A 17,586-nucleotide genomic window follows, 5' to 3' on the forward strand; every position below is an offset into this window, starting at 1 on the left:
GCGAAAGACCGTCAAGTCTACTGGTAAATGGCGCAATAGGCAGGCGGCATGGCTTTTTCGGTGAAGGGCTATTTCGGATACAGCGGCGGCAGCCCGCTGTCTCCCACCGGGTCCTGCACCCGCTCGGCCGCCGGGATGGCGCGGATCACCCGCCACAATTCCTCGCCTTGCCAGTGTAGGCCGGTTTCGCTGTACAGCGCACCGTTCAAGCCATCCAGCGCATCGGACAGCGGCACGAAACGCGCGGCCATCTCGGCCAGGGTTTCCGGCTGCTGCCGGGCCCAGGCGTCCAGGGCCTGGCGCGTGGCCTGGGGGTCGTTGGCCAGGCAGGTGCGCTTGAGATCATCGAGCAGGGTGCGCGGGCTCGGGCCGGTTTGCGCGGCGCGGTGTACCGCCGGTTGCGAGCGCGCCCGCCACCAGAGGCCGAAGCCGAGCAGGGTGGTGCAGGCCAGCAGCACGGTACTGAGTTTCCACATCCACAGGCTCGCCGCATCCGCCGCGATGTTGCCCGGCACGCTGCTGACCGGTGTGTCCACCGCCAGGCTCGGGTTGTTCGTCACCTGCAGGGTCCGCGCCGGCAGGCTGCTGCGTTCCATATGTTCTTCGTGGGTGTTCCACCAGACCACGGTCACCGTCGGCAGCTCGAAGGTACCGCTGTGGGTCGGCACCAGCGCTTCGCGTTCTTCACGACTGCCGATCAGCCCGCGTTCGCTGTTCTGGTTGCTCAATTGCGGCTGGTCCGGGTAGCGGCGCAGGCCATTGATGCTGGTCGCCGGCAGCGGTGGCAGTTGGGCACTGGACAGGCCTTCGGCCTTGAGGGTGAGGCTGCGGGTCAGGGAGTCGCCGACCTGGCTGTGTTCGGGTTCCGGGCTCCAGCTTTCGCTCAGGCTCAGACTGCGCGCCGGCAGCCAGGGGATATCGGCAGGCCAGGTCGAGGGCTGTGGCTTGACGTCGAGGCTCATCTCGGCCGAGCTGACATGAATCAGCTTACCGGGCTTGGGCGCGGCGGGCACCTGGCCCTGGTTCTGGCCGACATCCACCAGCGTCGCGCTGAACACCTGCGCCGGAATAGTCAGCATGCCGCTGTGCTGCGGGTACAGCGCATAGCGCAACTCGATCACGCCGTGGCGTACGCCATTGATCAGCTTTTCATAGGTGCGCGATTCGCCCAGTTGCTCGATGCGCACATCGGTCACCTGCAAGGGACTCAGGCTGCTGTCGTCGTACAGTGACACCGAATGGTAGATACGCAAGGTCAGTACCGCCTGTGCCTGCACGTAGACACTGTCCTGGTCGAGACTGGCCTCTATGTACACCGGCGCCAGGCTGTTGGTCGCATCCTGCTCCTCGCTCTGCACCACTTGCAGGGTGATGGGCTGGCTCTTCAGTTCGCCCAGTTGCAGCGGCGGGATCACCACGCTGCCGTTCTGCTTCGGGGTCAGGGTGATGATCCAGCGCGTTGTCGCCTGCTTGTCGCCGCCGAGTGTCGTCAACTGGTTGACCTGGCGCGTACCACGCACTTCGAACTGGCTGGCCAGCGGTTCCAGGTCCGGCTTGCCGAACTGGGTGACATCGCTGGATTCCAGGGTCAGCTCCACCGACTCGCCGGAATTCAGGCGGGTACGGTCGACGCTGGCGACCAGGCCATCGGCGTAGGCCGGCAAAATCCCGCACAGCAGCCACAGCAAGAAAACGGAAAAGCGGGTGGTCATCGGGTCTTGTCCTGATGGAGCTGTTGTTCGTACCAGAATTTGCGCCGCAGCAACTCGCCCGGGTCATCGGGGATCTGCCGCAGCCATTGTTCGAGAGCCTGGTGCTGCTCGCCGTCGAGAACCTGCGAGGCGCTGCGCAGCGGCGGCCGGGTAGTCTGCTCGTCGCCCAGCTCGCTGCCCGGCACGTCATTATCACCCGTCGGCGGGGCCGTGGTCTCGGATGATTCCGTGGCCGAGGGCGGGTTGTGCTCCTGGGGGGGCGCGCTGTTGTTGGTCTGCTGGCCGGGGGGGACGCCGCCGGCCTGGGCATCGTGGCTGGCGGCAGGCGGTTCGCCGTCGGTTTCCGCGGTGTCGGCGGGCTTGCCCGGTTCAACCGCCGACTGGGCGCGTTTTTCCTCGAGCATCTGCTCCACCAGGGCCTTGTTCCTCAAGGCCGGGCGCAGGTCAGGCTGGCGCTCCAGGGCCTGTTCGTAGGCATCGAGGGCGGCGTCCAGCTCGCCGCTGCGGGCCAGGGCATTGCCGCGATTGTAATGGGCATTGGCATCGTCGCCCTCGGCGAACTTGCGCGCGGCGGCCACGTAGTCGCCGGCTTCGTAGAGGGCCAGGCCCTGCCACTGCGGGTCGTCGAAGTGCCTGACCGCCTCCAGCGGGCGCTGCTGTTCCAGCAACCGGAGGCCCTGCTGGTCCGGGCGCAGCCACAGGTCGCTGAATTCGAAAGCCTGGCTCGGCTGCGGGAACAGGAAGAACAGCGGCAGGCAGAACAGCCAGCCGCGTCGGCCGGCACAGGCGGCCAACAGCAGCAGCGGCAGTAGCAGCCAGTAACCCTGGTCGGCCCAGCTGTCGAGCTGCACGACCTGGCCGTCGTCACGCAAATGTCGCGGGCCATCGAGCAGGCCCAGGCCGCGCAGGTCGCTCTCGTCCAGGCGTGCCTGGCGATAACGGCCACCGACTTCGCCGGCAAAGGTCTTGAGGCTCTGGCCGTCGAGGCGCGGTACATGGATCGCGCCCTGGGCGTCCTTGAGGAAACCGCCGTTTTCCTGGACCACCGGTGCACCGTCACGGGTGCCGATGCCGAGGATCAGCAGGCTATGACGCTGGCCGTCCAGCGCCTGGCGAATGCCTTCACGCTCCTGTTCGCTGAGGGAGGAACCGATCAGCAGGAGGCGTCCCTGGCCTTGGGCACCGCGTTCGAGCAGGGTCAGCGCCCTGGTCACGGCGAGGTCGGCACGGTGGCCCTGCTGGGGCATGATCGAAGGCTTGAGCGCGTCCAGCAGATTGCGGCTGGTGCCCATGTCATCGGACAGCGGCACCAGGGTGTGGGCGCTGCCGGCATAGACAATGATCGCGGTCTGCGCGTCGCTGCGTGCCCGCAGCAGGTCGAACAGTTTGCGCCGGGCCTGTTCCAGGCGATTGGGCTGGACATCGGTGGCGAGCATGTCCGGGGTCAGTTCCAGCAGCACCACCAGCGGGTCCGAGGGTTTCTGCGTCGATTGTTCGACCCGTTGCCAGCTGGGGCCGAGCAACGCCAGCAGGGCCAGCACCCAGCCCAGTCCGAGGGCGATCCACGGCAGTTTGCTTTCACGCCCGCTGCCACCGCCGAGCAGGATGCGGTGAAAGGCCGGCGGCAGGATCATCTGCCAGCGTCCGGCACGTTTCTGCCGGTGCCAGAGTTGCCACAGCAACCAGCCGAGCACGGGCAGGAGCAACAGCCACCAGGGGCGGAACCAGTGCGGCCAGAGTGCTGACCAGAATTCTGCGATCATCGACGCCTCCGCAAGCGCAGGCGTTTGAGACGCTGGCGCCATTCCGGGTGCTGCGGCAGGAAGCGGCGGCGGGCCAGCCAGCGCTGCAACAGGTTGTCCGGCCAGTGCTCGCGGATCACCAGCAGCACGCTCAGCGCCAGCGCCATGGCCAGCGGCCAGTGATACAGGGCACGGGCGGGGCGGGTCTGGGTCGGTTGCTGGGCCACCGGTTCGAGTTTGTCGAGGGTGCTGCGGATCGCCTGCAGTTCATTGCCGTCGCGGGCACGGAAATACTGGCCGCCGGTGATCTGGGCGATTTCCTTGAGGGCCGGTTCGTCGAGGTCCATGCTCGGGTTCAGCCCGAGCATCGACAGGCTGCCGCTCTGTTCCGGGTCGGCACCGATGCCGATGGGGTAGATCTTCACCTGTTCTTCGGCGGCCAGGCGAGCGGCGGTGATCGGATCGATCTCGCCGCCGTTGTTGGCACCGTCGGTCACCAGGATCAGCACCCGACTCTGTGCCGGCCGCTGGCGCAGGCGCTTGAGGGCGAGGCCGATGGCATCGCCGATTGCGGTGTTTTTCCCGGCGATGCCGATCTTCGCTTCGTCCAGCCAGATCCGCACGGTGCGCCGGTCGAAGGTCAGGGGCGCCTGGACATAGGCCTTGCTGCCGAACAAGATCAGGCCGACGCGGTCGCCTTCGCGGCCTTCGAGAAAGTCGCCGAGCAGATGCTGGACCAGGCTCAGGCGGCTGACTTCCTCGTCCTGCCAGTGCATGTCGGGAAACTCCATGGAGCCGGAGACGTCCACTGCCACCAGCAGGTCGCGGCCACTGGCGGCAATCGGCAGCGGTTCACCGAGCCATTGCGGGCGGGCCGCGGCCATCAGCAGCAACAGCCAGAGCAGCAGGAACGGCGCCTGCTGACGCCAGCCCGGCAGGTTGATCCGGGCACGGCGGCGGGCGAGGGTTTCGAGGTCGGCGAGAAAACTGATCTTCAGCGCCGCTTCGCCGCTGTCGGCCACCGGCAGCACCAGGCGCAGCAACCAGGGCAGCGGCAACAGGGCGAAAATCCACGGCCAGGCGAACTCAAACATGCTTGCGAATCCAGGTGTCGATGGATTGGCTCAAGCCGGCGATGGCCTTGTCGTCGAGTTTGCATTCGGGCTTGTAGGCGCCTTCCACCAGCACCATCCAGCGGGTCAGCCCGGCGGCCGGGCAGCGGTTGTCGAGGAATGCCAGCCATTGGCGACCGTTGAGGGTATGGCTCTGGCTGTAGGGATAATCGTTGCGGCACAGGCGCTTGAGCAGGGCGTTGAGTTGTTGCAGCCAGGCACCGGCCGGCGCGCCGTCATAGGGTTTGGGCAGGCGGGCGAGTTCTTCCAGCGCGGCCAGGCGCAGCGGGTCCAGTGGCTGTTCGGCGCGCGGCAGCGGGCGTTTGCCCGGCAGCCAGCGCCGCAGGTACCAGAGGCCGACGCCCAGCAACGGCAACAGCAGCGCCAACAGCCACCAGCCGGGTGCCGGCGGCCAGAAACCCTGGAGCGGCGGACTGATCAGTGGCTGCAACTGGTCCAGGCTGCTCATGGCTGTTTGCCCGGACGTTGCGGATTGAGGTATTCGCGCAATTGCTCGACCATTTCGCTCTGGGTGCTCAGGGGCATCAGCAGCACCCGCAGTTTCTGCGCCAGAAGTTCCCAGCGGGCCACCCGCGCCTCACCCTGGGCCCGATAGGCCTGGCGCAACTCGGGGTTGAGGGTGTCGAGTTCCAGTTGCGCGCCACGTTCGGAAAAGCGCAACAGACCGGCGGCGGGCAGGGCATGGTCGAGGGGATCGGACACCGGCAGCATCAGCAGGTCGCAATGGCGCGACAGCAGGCTCAGCTGTTGTTCGGCGGCATCGGTCAGCGCCCGTTCGTCGCAGATCACGATCACCAAACTGCCCGGACGCAGCACTTCGCGCGCCCGAATCAGCGCCAGGCCGAGGGCGTCGCGGTCCGCCGCGGTTTCGGTATGCAGCGACTGGTTGACCCGCACCAGCCGGTTGAGCAACTGCAGCAGGCTCTGCTTGCTGCGCCGGGGCTTGATCTCGTAGTGCTCGTTGTCCCCGTAGACCAACCCGCCGACCCGGTCGTTGTGGCCCAGCGCGGCCCAGCCGATCAGGCTCGCGGCCTGGGCGGCTAGCACTGACTTGAAGGTCTGCCCGGAGCCGAAGAACAGCTGTCGGCTCTGCTCCACGAGAATGAAGATCGGTCGTTCGCGTTCTTCGTGGAACAGCTTGGTATGGGGTTCCTGGGTCCGCGCGGTGACCCGCCAGTCGATGGTCCGCACATCGTCACCGGCCTGGTAGACCCGTACCTGGTCGAAGTCCACCCCGCGCCCGCGCAGTTTCGAATGGTGCAGGCCGATCAGCGGGCTGCGCTGGCTCGGCGTCGAGAACAGTTGCACTTCGCGCACGCGATGGCGCATCTCGATCAACTCGGCGAGTGTGGTGCGGATGCCGGGTTCGGCGGGCAGGGGGGTGATCATTGTCGGGGTCAGGCGACGGCGACGACGTCGAGAATCCGCTGGACGACCCGGTCCTGGTCGATTCCCGCCGCTTCGGCTTCAAACGACAGGATGATGCGGTGGCGCAGCACATCGAACAGCACCGCCTGGATATCTTCCGGGCTGACGAAGTCGCGTCCGGCCAGCCAGGCGTGGGCGCGGGCACAGCGATCGAGGGCAATCGAGCCGCGCGGGCTGGCACCGTAGGCGATCCATTCAGCCATTTCCGGGTCGAACTTGGCTGGGGTGCGGGTCGCCATCACCAGTTGCACCAGGTACTCCTCCACGGCATCGGCCATGTACAAGCCGAGGATTTCCTTGCGTGCGGCGAAGATCGCCTGCTGGCTGACCCGCCGCTCGGGCTTGGTTTCGCCGTTCAGCGCTTCGCCACGGGCCTGTTGCAGGATCCGCCGTTCGACGGCGGCATCCGGGAAGCCGATCTTGACGTGCATCAGGAAGCGGTCGAGCTGGGCTTCGGGCAGCGGGTAGGTGCCTTCCTGCTCGATCGGGTTCTGGGTCGCCATCACCAGGAACAGCGGGGACAGTTCGTAGGTACTGCGGCCGACGCTGACCTGGCGCTCGGCCATGGCCTCGAGCAGGGCCGACTGGACCTTGGCCGGGGCGCGGTTGATTTCGTCCGCCAGGACCAGGTTGTGGAAGATAGGGCCTTGCTGGAACACGAAGCTGCCGGTTTCCGGGCGATAGATCTCGGTGCCGGTGATATCGGCGGGCAGCAGGTCGGGGGTGAACTGGATGCGATGGAACTGCGCTTCGATACCTTCGGCCAGCTCCTTGATGGCCTTGGTCTTGGCCAGGCCGGGGGCGCCTTCGACCAGCATGTGACCGTCGGCCAGCAATGCGATCAGCAGGCGCTCGATCAGCTTTTCCTGGCCGAGAATCTGCGCTGAGAGAAAGGTTCGCAGCGCCAGCAGCGCTTCACGATGTTCCATCGATGAGTGTTCCTGGAGAGGGTGGCCGACGGCATTCGAATAATGTCGTGGCTGGGGGCGTTACTTTAATCCATCGGGGGTGGTGGCGACTAACGGCTATGGGGATTTTTATGGATTTTGAAGAAAAGTCCTACGTTGTTGAGAAACATATCCTGTAAAAGGCCCCTCCCTGTCACTTTCGGCAGGGGCGGGACCCTGCCGCTCTCCGGTTTATCGGGCCAGGGCGCAGCCATAGTCCTGAATCTCGCCGGCGGAGCCCAGGTTGAAATCGCCGAGGCTCAGGCGGTTCGCCAGCAACAGCAAGTCACCGCCGGGCGCGACCACCAGGGCCAGGCCGTAGCGGGACATGCTGTCATCCTGCTGGCGGACATAGTCGCCCAATACCTTGAACGGGTTTTCCCGAGCCAGGTCCTGGCCGTCGAGGCGTTTCGCCAGGTATTCATGTCCATTCAGCCTGGCACCCAGTGGCTGCCAGTCGCCGGTGACCTGTGCGCCATGCTGGTCCAGCAGCGTGCGGACCTCGGGACGCAGGCAGGCCAGGTGGATATGCAACTGGCCCTGGGAGCGGCCATACCGGGAGTTGACGGCCAGCGACAGGAACTCGTCCTTGATCGGCTTGCCCGCTTCGGCGGACAGGCGCCCACGTTGTTGCCAGGCATTGGCGAAAAACGCGTAGGCGTTGTCTTCGAGCAGCAGCGGGCTTTCGATACCGGTGATCCGGTCCGTGGGAATGGTCAGGTCATGCAGGGGCCCCAGGCGATCCTTGAACAGGACATAGTGCTGTTCAAGGTCCACCACCAGGCAAGGCGCGGGATTTTGCGTGTTGCGCTGATCGGGCACGCATTGCTGGCTGACAATCCGCCACAGGGCGTTGCCGTTGCCGTGCCCCCAGATCAGCCAGGGCACCACCACCAGTACCGCTGCGATCACCAACAGCGCCAAGACTTTAAGCCACTTGCTCATTCAGGGTTCCTGATCAGAAATAAAAACCGGAGCACTCTAAACCAGTAACACTCCATTTTTATGTCTGTGCCGATCAGGGATGTTTCAGGCCGGTGGGGAACGCTCAGCCCAGTTCGCTGATGTAGGTGCCGGTGCCGTCGAGGATGTTTTTCAGCGTCTGCTCGACTTCCGCGAGGTCGGAAGCGGCGGTCGCGTGCAGGATCTCGAGGTGATCGTCGCCGTTCAAGGCATCGGCATCGCCGGGGGCGATTTCGATCAGCAGGCGCGTGGCACTCAAGGTGACCTTGACGCCGTCGAGGGTGGAAGGCTCGCCATCGAGGGTGATCTCCAATTCATCCTCGTCGGGATAGCGGGTCATCAGGAACATCTCCCCCTTGTCGCTATGGCAGCAAAGCATGGCCATGTCGTCTTCTTCATCGTCGCAAGGGTTGGCGATGAGATGGGCGGTACTGAGCTGCATGGCAGGATGTCCTGTCTGGGCGGGAGAGGCCGGTATTTTGCCTGCATTCGGGATATTTTTCAGGGCCAGATGATTGCTGGGTTCGAATCCGCTCCGGGCTTTGCTTCGAGGCGTGATCTGGTGGTTGTGGGAAATTTCCCGGTAAAAACTTTATTGATTCCATATTGGCTTCGGATTTCTCGTATATACCTGTCATTTCTGACAGTAGACGATGTCAGTCGAAGTCTTGATAATCGTCGCCAAGCCGAGTTCCAGCGTTGTCCGGTTCAAGATTTTTCATAAAATCTTCTGGCGGAGGAATAAGGCATTGAAAGTCTCGATCCTGATGTGCACCTACAATGGCCAACGTTTCCTGGCCGAGCAGATCAACTCATTTGAGCGTCAAAGTCATTCCAACTGGAACCTGGCGGTATCCGACGACGGTTCCAGCGATGCCACGCTGGATATCATCGAGAGTTGTGCCAGTAGTTGGCCAGTAGGGCGCCTGAAAGTCTTTTCCGGTCCGAAACAGGGGTTTGTCGCCAATTTCCTGTCATTGACCTTTCGTCCTGAAGTTCAGGCGGATTTCTACGCCTGGTCGGATCAGGACGATATCTGGAACGAAGACAAGCTCGAAACGGCGTTGATGTGGCTGCAGGATGTTCCTCCTCATGTCCCGGCGCTTTATTGTGGCCGTACCCAATTGATCAGTGAGTTGGGCATAGGGACCGGCCAATCCCCCCGGTTTTGTCGGCCGCCGAAGTTCGCCAATGCATTGGTTCAGAGTATTGGTGGTGGCAATACAATGGTATTTAATCATGCCGCGCGGGAACTCTTGCGGGAGGCCGGTTCCGATATCGCCATCCCTTCCCACGACTGGTGGGCCTATCAACTGGTGTCCGGTGCCGAGGCCGGCGTGGTCTTCTACGACCCCCAGGCCAAGACCCTCTATCGTCAGCACAAGGCCAACCTGGTCGGCAGCAATGCCGGTTGGTGGGCTCGTCTCTATCGTGTGCGAATGCTGGTTCATGGGCGTTTTCATGAGTGGAACAAACAGAATATCCGTGCTCTGGAACGGATGAGTCATCGCTTGAATAAAGAAAGTGTCGAAATACTTTCAAATTTCAAAAGTGCCCGGGAACAACCGCTTCTTCATCGGATTTCGGGTATCAGGCGCTCTGGTGTGTATCGGCAGACGCTCGGTGGCAATCTCGGATTGATAGTTGCGGCCTTGATCAGAAAAGTCTGATTGCCCGTTATAGGCGTTTCAGTTTTTGGCTATTTATCTGGCTTGTTCAGGTTGCAGTCGATTTCTTGCCTTCTCATATCAGGAGTATTGATTGGATGTATGAGATCACGGACGGCGCGAGGGAGATACCGGTATTGCCGATTGCCAGTATGGCAGTCTGCTTCGGTTGGTGCGTATTCCAAAGCCGTCATGGGGGACTGTTCGATGCCCTCTGATGTTGCGATTCGTGCCGAGAGTATGAGTCATTGTTATCCGGTCTACAGCCGGCCCCGCGATCGATTGTTGCAAATGCTGCCGTTGGGGAAAAGGTGCCGCTACAGAGAGTTCTGGGCACTGAAGAGTATTTCTTTCGAGATAAGTGAGGGTGAAGCCATTGGTGTTATAGGCAGAAGAGGCTCTGGAAAGTCGACCTTGTTGAAACTGGTTTATGGAACCTTGAGCCCGACCTCCGGAACTCTGCGCGTGCAGGGACGTGTCGCGGTATTGCTGGAGTTGGGGGCCGGTTTCAATGCGGAGTGCAGCGGGCGTGAAAATATCTATATGGCGGCAGCCTTGTATGGGTTGAGTCTCGAAGAAATCAATCTGCGTTTTTCCGCCATTGCTGCGTTTGCGGATATTGGCGGGCTCATGGAGCAACCGCTCATGACCTACACCCGCGACATGTGCATTCGCCTGGCTTTTGCGGTGGCTGCCCACGTGGATGCGGACATTTTGCTGATCGACGAAGCTCTTTTCATGGGCGACGCCGGCTTTCGACAGAAGTGCATGCGTTTCATGCACAAGTTCAAGGAAGAGCATGCACTGATCTTTGTCAGCCACGACATGGATGCCGTCATCAATCTGTGTGACCGGGTGATCTGGCTCGAGGGTGGCGAAGAAAGGCAGACAGGTCCGGCCAAAGTGGTCTGTGAATCTTACCTGGGTGATGTGTCTGGTTCGATGGAAACCGACCTGGAGCATCTTTCGGTTGTCCGGGGTGATGGACGCGATCGTCCGGAGTGGCGTGATCAGCGTGCCTGTGCACTCAAGTCGAGCGAACTGGAGGTTTTCCGGTTCGACCCGCAGGCGCCAGGCGCGCAGGCATTCGGTGGGGAAGAGGCGCGGATTGTCGACGTCAGGCTCAACGATGCCGCGGGTGTCGGCTTGACATGGATGCTGTCCGGCGAGCGCATCACGCTTGAGGTCGTGGCGCAGACCTCGATTTTCCTGGAAAGGCCCCTTATCGGTTTTTTTGTCAAGGATCACCTGGGGCAGACCCTGTTCGGCGACAACACCCATATCAATCAGGTCGGTCGCGATCGTGCCGCTCCGGCGGGTTCGAAGTTACGGGCCAGGTTCGAGTTCTCCATGCCATCGCTGGCCAAGGGCGACTATGTCATTCAGGTCGCCATCGCTGACGGTGAGCAACATGATCACAAGCAACTTCACTGGTGCCACGAAGCACTGCTGATCAGGTCGAACCACGATCCTGTATCGAGCACGATCAACGGCATTCCATTTATCAATAAAAGTCTCGATGTGACAAATCCATGAGCGGCCTTGTGCATTGGACTTTGGGGTTTCCCAGTCAGGAGTTCTTATGAAAGTGTTGGTTGACGCAATCAATCCCCATGCCAGGCGCTCGGTAAGTCTGCGCGAGCTGCTTGCCAGCATGTTGCGCAATAAACAGCTCATCTGGCAGATGACCAAAAGAGAAGTGATAGGGCGCTATAAAGGCTCCACGATGGGCCTGGCGTGGTCTTTTTTCAATCCTGTTGTCATGTTGCTGATCTATACATACGTCTTCTCCGAGATATTCAAAGTTCGCTGGGGCGGCACTGGCACGGAGGGAAGTAAGACTCAGTTCGCCGTCATACTGTTCGTCGGAATGATTGTCCAAGGGCTCTTTGCTGAAGTGTTCACCCGCTCGCCGGGATTGATTGTCTCCAATGTGAATTATGTGAAGAAAGTGGTTTTTCCCTTGGAGATACTTTCCGTTATCGCAATGGGGGCGGCATTGTTTCACGGGGCTATAAGTCTCCTTGTATTGCTGGTTGCGTTCTTTTTATTCAATGGTTTTATTCATTGGACAGTCATATTCATGCCGGTTGTTATTTTCCCCCTGATTGTCTTGATACTGGGGTTCTCGTGGTTTTTGGCTTCCTTGGGGGTGTTTGCACGAGACACGGGACAGTTTGCCGCGATTATCACAACGATCCTGACATTTGTGTCGCCGATTTTTTATCCGGTCTCGGCGGTTCCCGAGGGGTTCAGGCCGTTGATGATGGCCACTCCTCTGACCTTCATCATCGAGCAGTCCAGGGCGGTGCTTATCTGGGGACGAATGCCTGATTGGCCTGGCCTGGCCTTGTACACGTCAGTCGCGACGGCTTTGGCCTGGGCCGGTTTTGCCTGGTTTCAGAAAACGAGAAAAGGTTTTGCCGATGTCCTTTGAGCAGATTGCCATACGGGTCTTGAATGTCAGCAAGCGCTATGAAGTTTACCGGGCACCCCTGGATCGCTTGCGACAGTTTGTCCTGCCCCGTATCAAATTTCGCAGGCAGGAGGGTGCCCCTCATAACTATTTCAGTGAGTTCTGGGCGCTGCAGAATGTTTCCTTTGAAATCAGGCGTGGTGAAACCATCGGTGTGATAGGTCGTAACGGCAGCGGGAAATCCACGCTGCTGCAAATGATCTGCGGGACACTCAGCCCCACCGGTGGCGAGATAGAGACGCGGGGTCGGGTTGCGGCTTTGCTTGAACTCGGCTCCGGCTTCAATCCTGAGTTTACCGGGCGCGAAAACGTCTACCTGAATGCCGCGATCCTCGGCTTGGGCAAAGAAGAAATAGAAAACCGGTTTTCAGATATCGAGTCGTTTGCCGATATCGGAGATTTTCTCGATCAGCCGGTAAGAACCTATTCCAGTGGCATGCTGGCGAGGCTGGCGTTTTCGGTCGCGGTCCAGGTGGATCCCGATATTCTCGTGGTTGACGAAGCGCTCAGTGTTGGTGACATGGCTTTCCAGGAGAAGTCCTTCACCCGGATGAAGAAAATCCGCGAAGCCGGCACATCCATCCTGTTTGTTTCGCACTCCACATCGGCGGTTCGCAACTTCTGCGACAGGGCCATCTGGCTGGACAAGGGCAACGTCCGGGCGATAGGTGAGCGTCAATCGGTGTGCGATAGCTATCAGGCGGAAATGGAGCGGATGATTCGCCAGGGCAAAGCGTCTGCACAATCCACAACAAGTGGAAAAACGCAGGCATCAATTCTCAAGCCGAAAGCCAGGACCATTGCTATCGAATCGGTTGTCGCTGATAAACAGACGTACAACATGGGCGATGAAATACGTATTGAAATAAAACTGCGATTTTTCAGTGTGCCGCCAGCGTATGGCGTTGGCTTGATCATCTATGACGCCGACGAGAAAGTGGTGACGATTTTCAGTACCCTCAGAGACGATATATTTTTATCTCAAGCCAATACGAATGTTTCCCTGGTTATCCGGAATAATAATTTTGTTCCTGGAGCTTACCGCGCAGCGCTCTCTGTCTCGGATGAGCATGGGATGTTCTCATACGACAAACTGGAGTCATGCTTCAAGTTTGATATCAAGATGGAAAGAAGCATGCGAGGGTTGGCAAAAGTCGATGGTGTGTTGAGGTCCGATCATGAGTGGAGTGACCACGCCAGCTGGCAACTGAACAGTAGCGAGCGTCTGTGGCTACGGCCCGGCCTGCCGGCGAAAGCGGATCATCGAGTGCCACTGCTGGTCCTGCTCCGGGTGCGCAATGAAGCATTGGTTCTCCAGGACACACTCGATCATCTCTCGGCTTTCGCGGATTACATCTGCGTGTACGAAGATGCCAGCGACGATGCAAGCCGTGAGTTGTTGAAGTCCTGCGAGAAAGTCGTGCTGATGGTGGAAAACGACCAATGGCAGCCCGGCATCGACAATCGACTGTTGTCTGAAACCCGGCATCGGGGATTGTTGCTGGAAATGGCGCGACGTCATTTCGATTTTTCCTGGTGCATGTGCTGCGATGCGGATGAACGCTATATCGGCGGCCTTCGAGAGTATGTGACTTCGCCATTGGAGCTTAAACCCGAAGCCGTCAGGGTTCAGCTGTTTGACGCCTATATGACCCGGGGAGATGACGCTCCGTACAGGTCAGGAGCACCACTCTTGAATTTCAGGCGTCTGTTCGGGGTAGAGCGGCGCGACATCCTCATGCTCTGGCAGAACCGTGACACGGTGAGGTTTGCCGGGTTGGATGCCAGGGAGCCCGTGGTCAAGGGGCGTATTGATGTGAATTTTTTCTGCCAGCACTACGGTAAAAGCCTTTCGTATGAACACTGGGATGCCACGTGCGACTACTACAGCACTCATTTTCCCTGGGTGCCGTATGGAGAGAAATGGTCGAAGCGCAAAGGGCAGGCCCTTCATGAGCGGTCCGACTTCGGTCGTGAGCTGCTGGCGTGGAGTGGTGCGTTATTTGAAAATTCAATAAAGATCAACTGATATGAAATGCACTGAGTTCAAGGGGCAGAGGGCGCTGGTCGCGTGTTCCAGGCTGGTGGATTTTGCGGGCGCCGAAATGGCTACCCTGGAAGTGGCTTCGGCCTTGGCGGATCTCGGCTTTGAGGTGGTGCTCGCGGCCATGGAGGTGGGCGGCTTTATTGAGGCCGAGCTGAGCGCGAACGGCCTGTATTTTGTTGATCTTTCCGTTGTCAGCCTGGCCGACGAGCACTTCGATCTGGTATGGATCAGTCATTATGTGGTGGCCTATCACTTGTTGGTACGTGATCGGATTTCAGTCAGCCATGCTTTCTATTCTTCCTTGTCCCACTTCGAGCCGCTGGAAACTCCGCCGCTGCCGAATATCCTTTTTTCACAGTACCTTGTTCATTCGCAGGAGAACTTTGAGCATTTTTCCGAGCGGTATCCTCACCTCGTTGACCGACTCAGTATTTTTCCCAACGCCGCGCCCGAGGAGTATTTTGCAGTTACCCGGCACTCGGTCCAGCCCAGGCTTCGCTCTGTCGGCGTTGTTTCAAATCATGCTCCTGAAGAAGTCCTTGAACTACTGCTGTTGCTTGAAAACAGCAAGATCAATGTCGAGTTGATTGGTCTTCAGGGCACGCCGAAAAGGGTGATCCCTGAGTTGATCGGTAAGTACGATGCCGTCATCAGCATCGGAAAAACGGTCCAGTATTGTTTGGCCGCTGGCGTGCCAGTCTATTGTTATGATCGTTTCGGTGGTCCCGGCTGGATTGTCGGCAGCCATTTCGAGACAGCCTTGGCAAAAAACTTTTCAGGTCGATGTACGCCCAGAAAGCTTTCAGCGGCGCAGATCATTGGCGAGATGATAACCGGCTACGAATCGACCTTGGCGCAATCTCAGGCCTTGAGGGAACTGGCTCTCGATAGATTTTCGCTTAAACGAAACATGCTGGCGGTTCTTCACCGGTGTAAGCATTTTCCTTTGCTCAGGAAGTTCTCCAAAACTGAAATCGAGATTTTATCCCGGGAATCGGAAGTCTTTCTGGCGCAACGACGGGTCATAAAAAACTACCAGCAGACCGTCGCCGAGCGTGATGCCCGATTGGCAAACATCAATAAATCAAGAGCTGAGCAAGACGTGACAGTGATGAATTCGGATATGGACAGGATCCTGGTCGCACATGAAGTTCAGGTCGAGCTCTTGAACGCTGAACTTTCGAGTTGTGGAGGGCAGGTTGCCAGGTTGAAGGATGATCTTGAACGCTGTGTGTCCAATATGGAGACGTTCAATATGACCCGTGCCGACTGGGAAGCCAAGTTGGCGGCGACCCCAGGAGGGGAAGATAAAGGCATTTCCAGGGAGCAAGCGACGCGGCGTCCGGTTTCCAAGGACTTGTCCGATGAGCGGGAGTCTAGAATAACCAGGCTGAATCAAGAGCTTGCCCTGGCCAATCAGGAGTTGCAGGACACCTCATATTCCAGGCAGCAAGCGACGCAGGCATTGACTCGTCGGATTGCCGAACTTGAAAAGCTGTTGGCGTTGTCGCGTGGAGAGTTGATGTCGATACTCGACTCAACCAGCTGGCGAATCACCTCTCCGCTCAGGCGTCTTGTAGAGAGGTACAGGCTGCAAGCGGCATATACGAAGGTACTGCTGGGTAACGCGTCTTTTGTACTGCGCCAGCAAGGTACCGTGGCATTCTTGCGCAGGGCGGCGGGCTTTCTGGTTCGCCGGCGACAAAGAGCGATCGCGTCGCTGAAACTGGCGAGATTTCACAAGGTTGAGATCCCCCAGGCGGGTATCACCGCTCCCTTGGTTTCGTTTGTCATCCCCATCTATGACCGGGTCGATGTGTTGCGTGTCGCGGTGAACTCCGCACTGGCCCAGACACAACAGGTCTTTGAAGTCATTCTGGTTGCTGACGGTTCTCCACCTCAGACCCTGGAGGTGATCGAGGAGTTTCGCGACAATCCCCTCGTCAGGGTCTTCAAGTTTCCCACCAGTTCGGGCAACGCTGTCCGAGGTCGCAACAAGGGAATTCTTGAAGCAAGAGGCAAATATATCGCTTTCCTCGACAGTGACGATATCGCCGCCGCCGACCGCCTGGAGGTTTGCCTGCCGGTGTTGGAAAGTGGAGTGGATGTGGTTTATGGCGGTTGGCGTGCGTTGTTGGACGGCACGCGGGAAATCGATGGCTTGGCCAATGGCCAGGAAGTCTACAGTCCCGATTGTGATCTGCAGATGCTGGAAAAAATCTGCGTGCCTTGCCAAAGCACCGTCATGGTCAGGCGAGAGACGCTTTTGCGCTGCGGGTTGCTGAAACATCGGATGGAATACAGGGAAGACCACGAGCTATGGCTGCGGCTTGCCTATCAGGGCGCGAAATTCAAATCGATTCCTTATGTCCTCACCGATTTGCGTTTGCATGCCGGTAACAACGAACTGAATTTCAAAAGTGACGATAGCCATTGGCAATCCCTGCTCATGGAGGAATATCGCAAGAAGGGGCCGCGACCGAGGAAAATTGCCTTTCTCCTGGCCGGACTGGGCATTTCCGGGGGCGCGGCAGTAGCGCTGAAGCATGTGAGCCTGCTGCTTGCCGAAGGCCACGATGCTTTCGTGATCGATCTTGGCGGACAGGGCGATATTGATTGGTACGGAAATCCGGCAATCCGTGTTTACCGGCTCAATGAGTTGGCGGAGTGTGGCATCGACAACATCGATATGCTTTTTGCGACGTTCTGGACCACCGTCGAATGGCTTGAAAAGATTCCTGCTGGAAGAAAGTTGTACCTGGTTCAGTCTGATGAGCGACTTTTTTATGAGGATCCCTCATTGAAAAAACGTGTCGCCCAAACCTATGGCAAGAATATCGAATATATCGGCATTGCGAACTGGATCGTTGATTTCCTGCGGGACGAGTTTGGGCGTTCGGTCGTTTATCTTCCCAATGGCATTGATGGTGCGCTGTTCTATCCGGATATCCCTCTGTCGGAAAAAAATCCGCGGCGCCCGCGTGTGCTGATCGAGGGGCCTGTTTCCGTGCCCTTCAAGGGAGTGGCGGATGCCTACGCCGCAGTCAGCGAGCTCGATTGCGAGTTATGGGTCGTCAGCAGCGACGGTGTTCCGGAGCCGCACTGGCGTGTCGATCGGTTTTTCCAGAAGATCAGGCAGGAAGACATGCGCAGGATCTATTCGTCGTGCGACATTTTGCTGAAGATGAGCAGGATAGAGAGCTTCGCCTATCCACCGCTGGAGGCCATGGCCTGTGGCTGCGCCGTTGTCGTCATGGAAGTGAGTGGCGGGATCGAGTATGCGGTGGATGGCGAAAATGTTTTGAAGGTGGGCACGGGTGACGTGCTGGCCGCGAGAGCCGCCGTGAGGCGGCTGATGGACGACGGTGCCCTGCGTAACAGACTGAGGCATTCCGGTTTCAAGACGGTCAAGAACTGGAGCTGGGAGCCGGCAAGAAAAACCTTGTCGCAATTGACCGAGACCTGAGTCGA

At 59.3% G+C, this 17,586-nt stretch carries 12 protein-coding genes and 1 pseudogene; 5 read left to right on the forward strand and 8 right to left on the reverse strand.

Annotated elements, in window-relative coordinates:
- Window positions 1-68 precede the first annotated feature (68 nt).
- The 8 genes from HX851_RS12590 to HX851_RS12625 form a co-directional block, all read right to left on the reverse strand.
- Window positions 69-1,712: a BatD family protein gene (locus tag HX851_RS12590; protein WP_177062465.1), complete on the reverse strand. Its 1,644-nt coding sequence runs from the start codon at window positions 1,710-1,712 to the stop codon at window positions 69-71.
- Window positions 1,709-3,475, reverse strand: a complete 1,767-nt coding sequence (locus tag HX851_RS12595; protein ID WP_177065557.1) for a vWA domain-containing protein — start codon at window positions 3,473-3,475, stop codon at window positions 1,709-1,711. Before HX851_RS12595 ends, HX851_RS12590 begins: the two co-directional genes overlap by 4 nt.
- A complete protein-coding gene (locus HX851_RS12600; RefSeq protein ID WP_177065559.1) occupies window positions 3,472-4,548 on the reverse strand; it encodes a vWA domain-containing protein in 1,077 nt (358 codons plus the stop codon). The genes HX851_RS12595 and HX851_RS12600 overlap by 4 nt, the downstream gene beginning before the upstream one ends.
- On the reverse strand, window positions 4,541-5,035 hold the full coding sequence (locus HX851_RS12605; protein WP_177062468.1) for a DUF4381 domain-containing protein: 495 nt from the start codon (window positions 5,033-5,035) through the stop codon (window positions 4,541-4,543). The genes HX851_RS12600 and HX851_RS12605 overlap by 8 nt, the downstream gene beginning before the upstream one ends.
- Window positions 5,032-5,976, reverse strand: a complete 945-nt coding sequence (locus HX851_RS12610; protein WP_017127864.1) for a DUF58 domain-containing protein — start codon at window positions 5,974-5,976, stop codon at window positions 5,032-5,034. Before HX851_RS12610 ends, HX851_RS12605 begins: the two co-directional genes overlap by 4 nt.
- A gap of 8 nt (window positions 5,977-5,984) precedes the next feature.
- Window positions 5,985-6,944: an AAA family ATPase gene (locus tag HX851_RS12615; protein ID WP_017127865.1), complete on the reverse strand. Its 960-nt coding sequence runs from the start codon at window positions 6,942-6,944 to the stop codon at window positions 5,985-5,987.
- Between the two features lie 210 nt (window positions 6,945-7,154).
- Window positions 7,155-7,907, reverse strand: coding sequence for a CDP-diacylglycerol diphosphatase (locus HX851_RS12620; RefSeq protein ID WP_177065561.1), 753 nt, complete (start codon window positions 7,905-7,907; stop codon window positions 7,155-7,157).
- A gap of 103 nt (window positions 7,908-8,010) precedes the next feature.
- On the reverse strand, window positions 8,011-8,367 hold the full coding sequence (locus tag HX851_RS12625) for a hypothetical protein (RefSeq protein WP_017127867.1): 357 nt from the start codon (window positions 8,365-8,367) through the stop codon (window positions 8,011-8,013).
- A gap of 307 nt (window positions 8,368-8,674) precedes the next feature.
- Between HX851_RS12625 and HX851_RS12630 the strand changes: the two genes are divergently transcribed.
- The 5 genes and pseudogenes from HX851_RS12630 to HX851_RS12650 all read left to right on the forward strand — a co-directional run bounded on the left by HX851_RS12630 (window position 8,675) and on the right by HX851_RS12650 (window position 17,581).
- Window positions 8,675-9,595 carry a glycosyltransferase family 2 protein gene (locus tag HX851_RS12630; RefSeq protein ID WP_305729174.1) on the forward strand — a complete coding sequence of 307 codons (921 nt, stop codon included), beginning with the start codon at window positions 8,675-8,677 and terminating at the stop codon, window positions 9,593-9,595.
- Window positions 9,596-9,832: 237 nt separating this feature from the next.
- Window positions 9,833-11,128 carry an ABC transporter ATP-binding protein gene (locus HX851_RS12635; protein ID WP_256262867.1) on the forward strand — a complete coding sequence of 432 codons (1,296 nt, stop codon included), beginning with the start codon at window positions 9,833-9,835 and terminating at the stop codon, window positions 11,126-11,128.
- Window positions 11,129-11,174: 46 nt separating this feature from the next.
- Window positions 11,175-12,029 (forward strand): ABC transporter permease, encoded by an 855-nt coding sequence (locus HX851_RS12640; protein ID WP_177065564.1) that lies wholly within the window; start codon window positions 11,175-11,177, stop codon window positions 12,027-12,029.
- Window positions 12,019-12,765: pseudogene (locus HX851_RS38670) on the forward strand (ABC transporter ATP-binding protein); the annotation flags it as partial. The gene HX851_RS12640 and the pseudogene HX851_RS38670, both read left to right, overlap by 11 nt.
- A gap of 1,333 nt (window positions 12,766-14,098) precedes the next feature.
- Window positions 14,099-17,581 carry a glycosyltransferase gene (locus HX851_RS12650; protein WP_256262771.1) on the forward strand — a complete coding sequence of 1,161 codons (3,483 nt, stop codon included), beginning with the start codon at window positions 14,099-14,101 and terminating at the stop codon, window positions 17,579-17,581.
- Window positions 17,582-17,586 lie beyond the last annotated feature (5 nt).

Source organism: Pseudomonas gingeri (genome assembly GCF_013385635.1).
In the GTDB taxonomy this organism is placed as follows: domain Bacteria; phylum Pseudomonadota; class Gammaproteobacteria; order Pseudomonadales; family Pseudomonadaceae; genus Aquipseudomonas; species Aquipseudomonas gingeri_A.

Excerpts from the sequence above, each read along its gene's own strand:
- HX851_RS12590 (WP_177062465.1), bottom strand. The coding sequence starts at position 1,712 with ATGACCACCCGCTTTTCCGTTTTCTTGCTGTGGCTGCTGTGCGGGATT.
- HX851_RS12595 (WP_177065557.1), bottom strand. The coding sequence starts at position 3,475 with ATGATCGCAGAATTCTGGTCAGCACTCTGGCCGCACTGGTTCCGCCCC.
- HX851_RS12600 (WP_177065559.1), bottom strand. The coding sequence starts at position 4,548 with ATGTTTGAGTTCGCCTGGCCGTGGATTTTCGCCCTGTTGCCGCTGCCC.
- HX851_RS12605 (WP_177062468.1), bottom strand. The coding sequence starts at position 5,035 with ATGAGCAGCCTGGACCAGTTGCAGCCACTGATCAGTCCGCCGCTCCAG.
- HX851_RS12610 (WP_017127864.1), bottom strand. The coding sequence starts at position 5,976 with ATGATCACCCCCCTGCCCGCCGAACCCGGCATCCGCACCACACTCGCC.
- HX851_RS12615 (WP_017127865.1), bottom strand. The coding sequence starts at position 6,944 with ATGGAACATCGTGAAGCGCTGCTGGCGCTGCGAACCTTTCTCTCAGCG.
- HX851_RS12620 (WP_177065561.1), bottom strand. The coding sequence starts at position 7,907 with ATGAGCAAGTGGCTTAAAGTCTTGGCGCTGTTGGTGATCGCAGCGGTA.
- HX851_RS12625 (WP_017127867.1), bottom strand. The coding sequence starts at position 8,367 with ATGCAGCTCAGTACCGCCCATCTCATCGCCAACCCTTGCGACGATGAA.
- HX851_RS12635 (WP_256262867.1), top strand. The coding sequence starts at position 9,833 with ATGAGTCATTGTTATCCGGTCTACAGCCGGCCCCGCGATCGATTGTTG.
- HX851_RS12640 (WP_177065564.1), top strand. The coding sequence starts at position 11,175 with ATGAAAGTGTTGGTTGACGCAATCAATCCCCATGCCAGGCGCTCGGTA.
- HX851_RS12650 (WP_256262771.1), top strand. The coding sequence starts at position 14,099 with ATGAAATGCACTGAGTTCAAGGGGCAGAGGGCGCTGGTCGCGTGTTCC.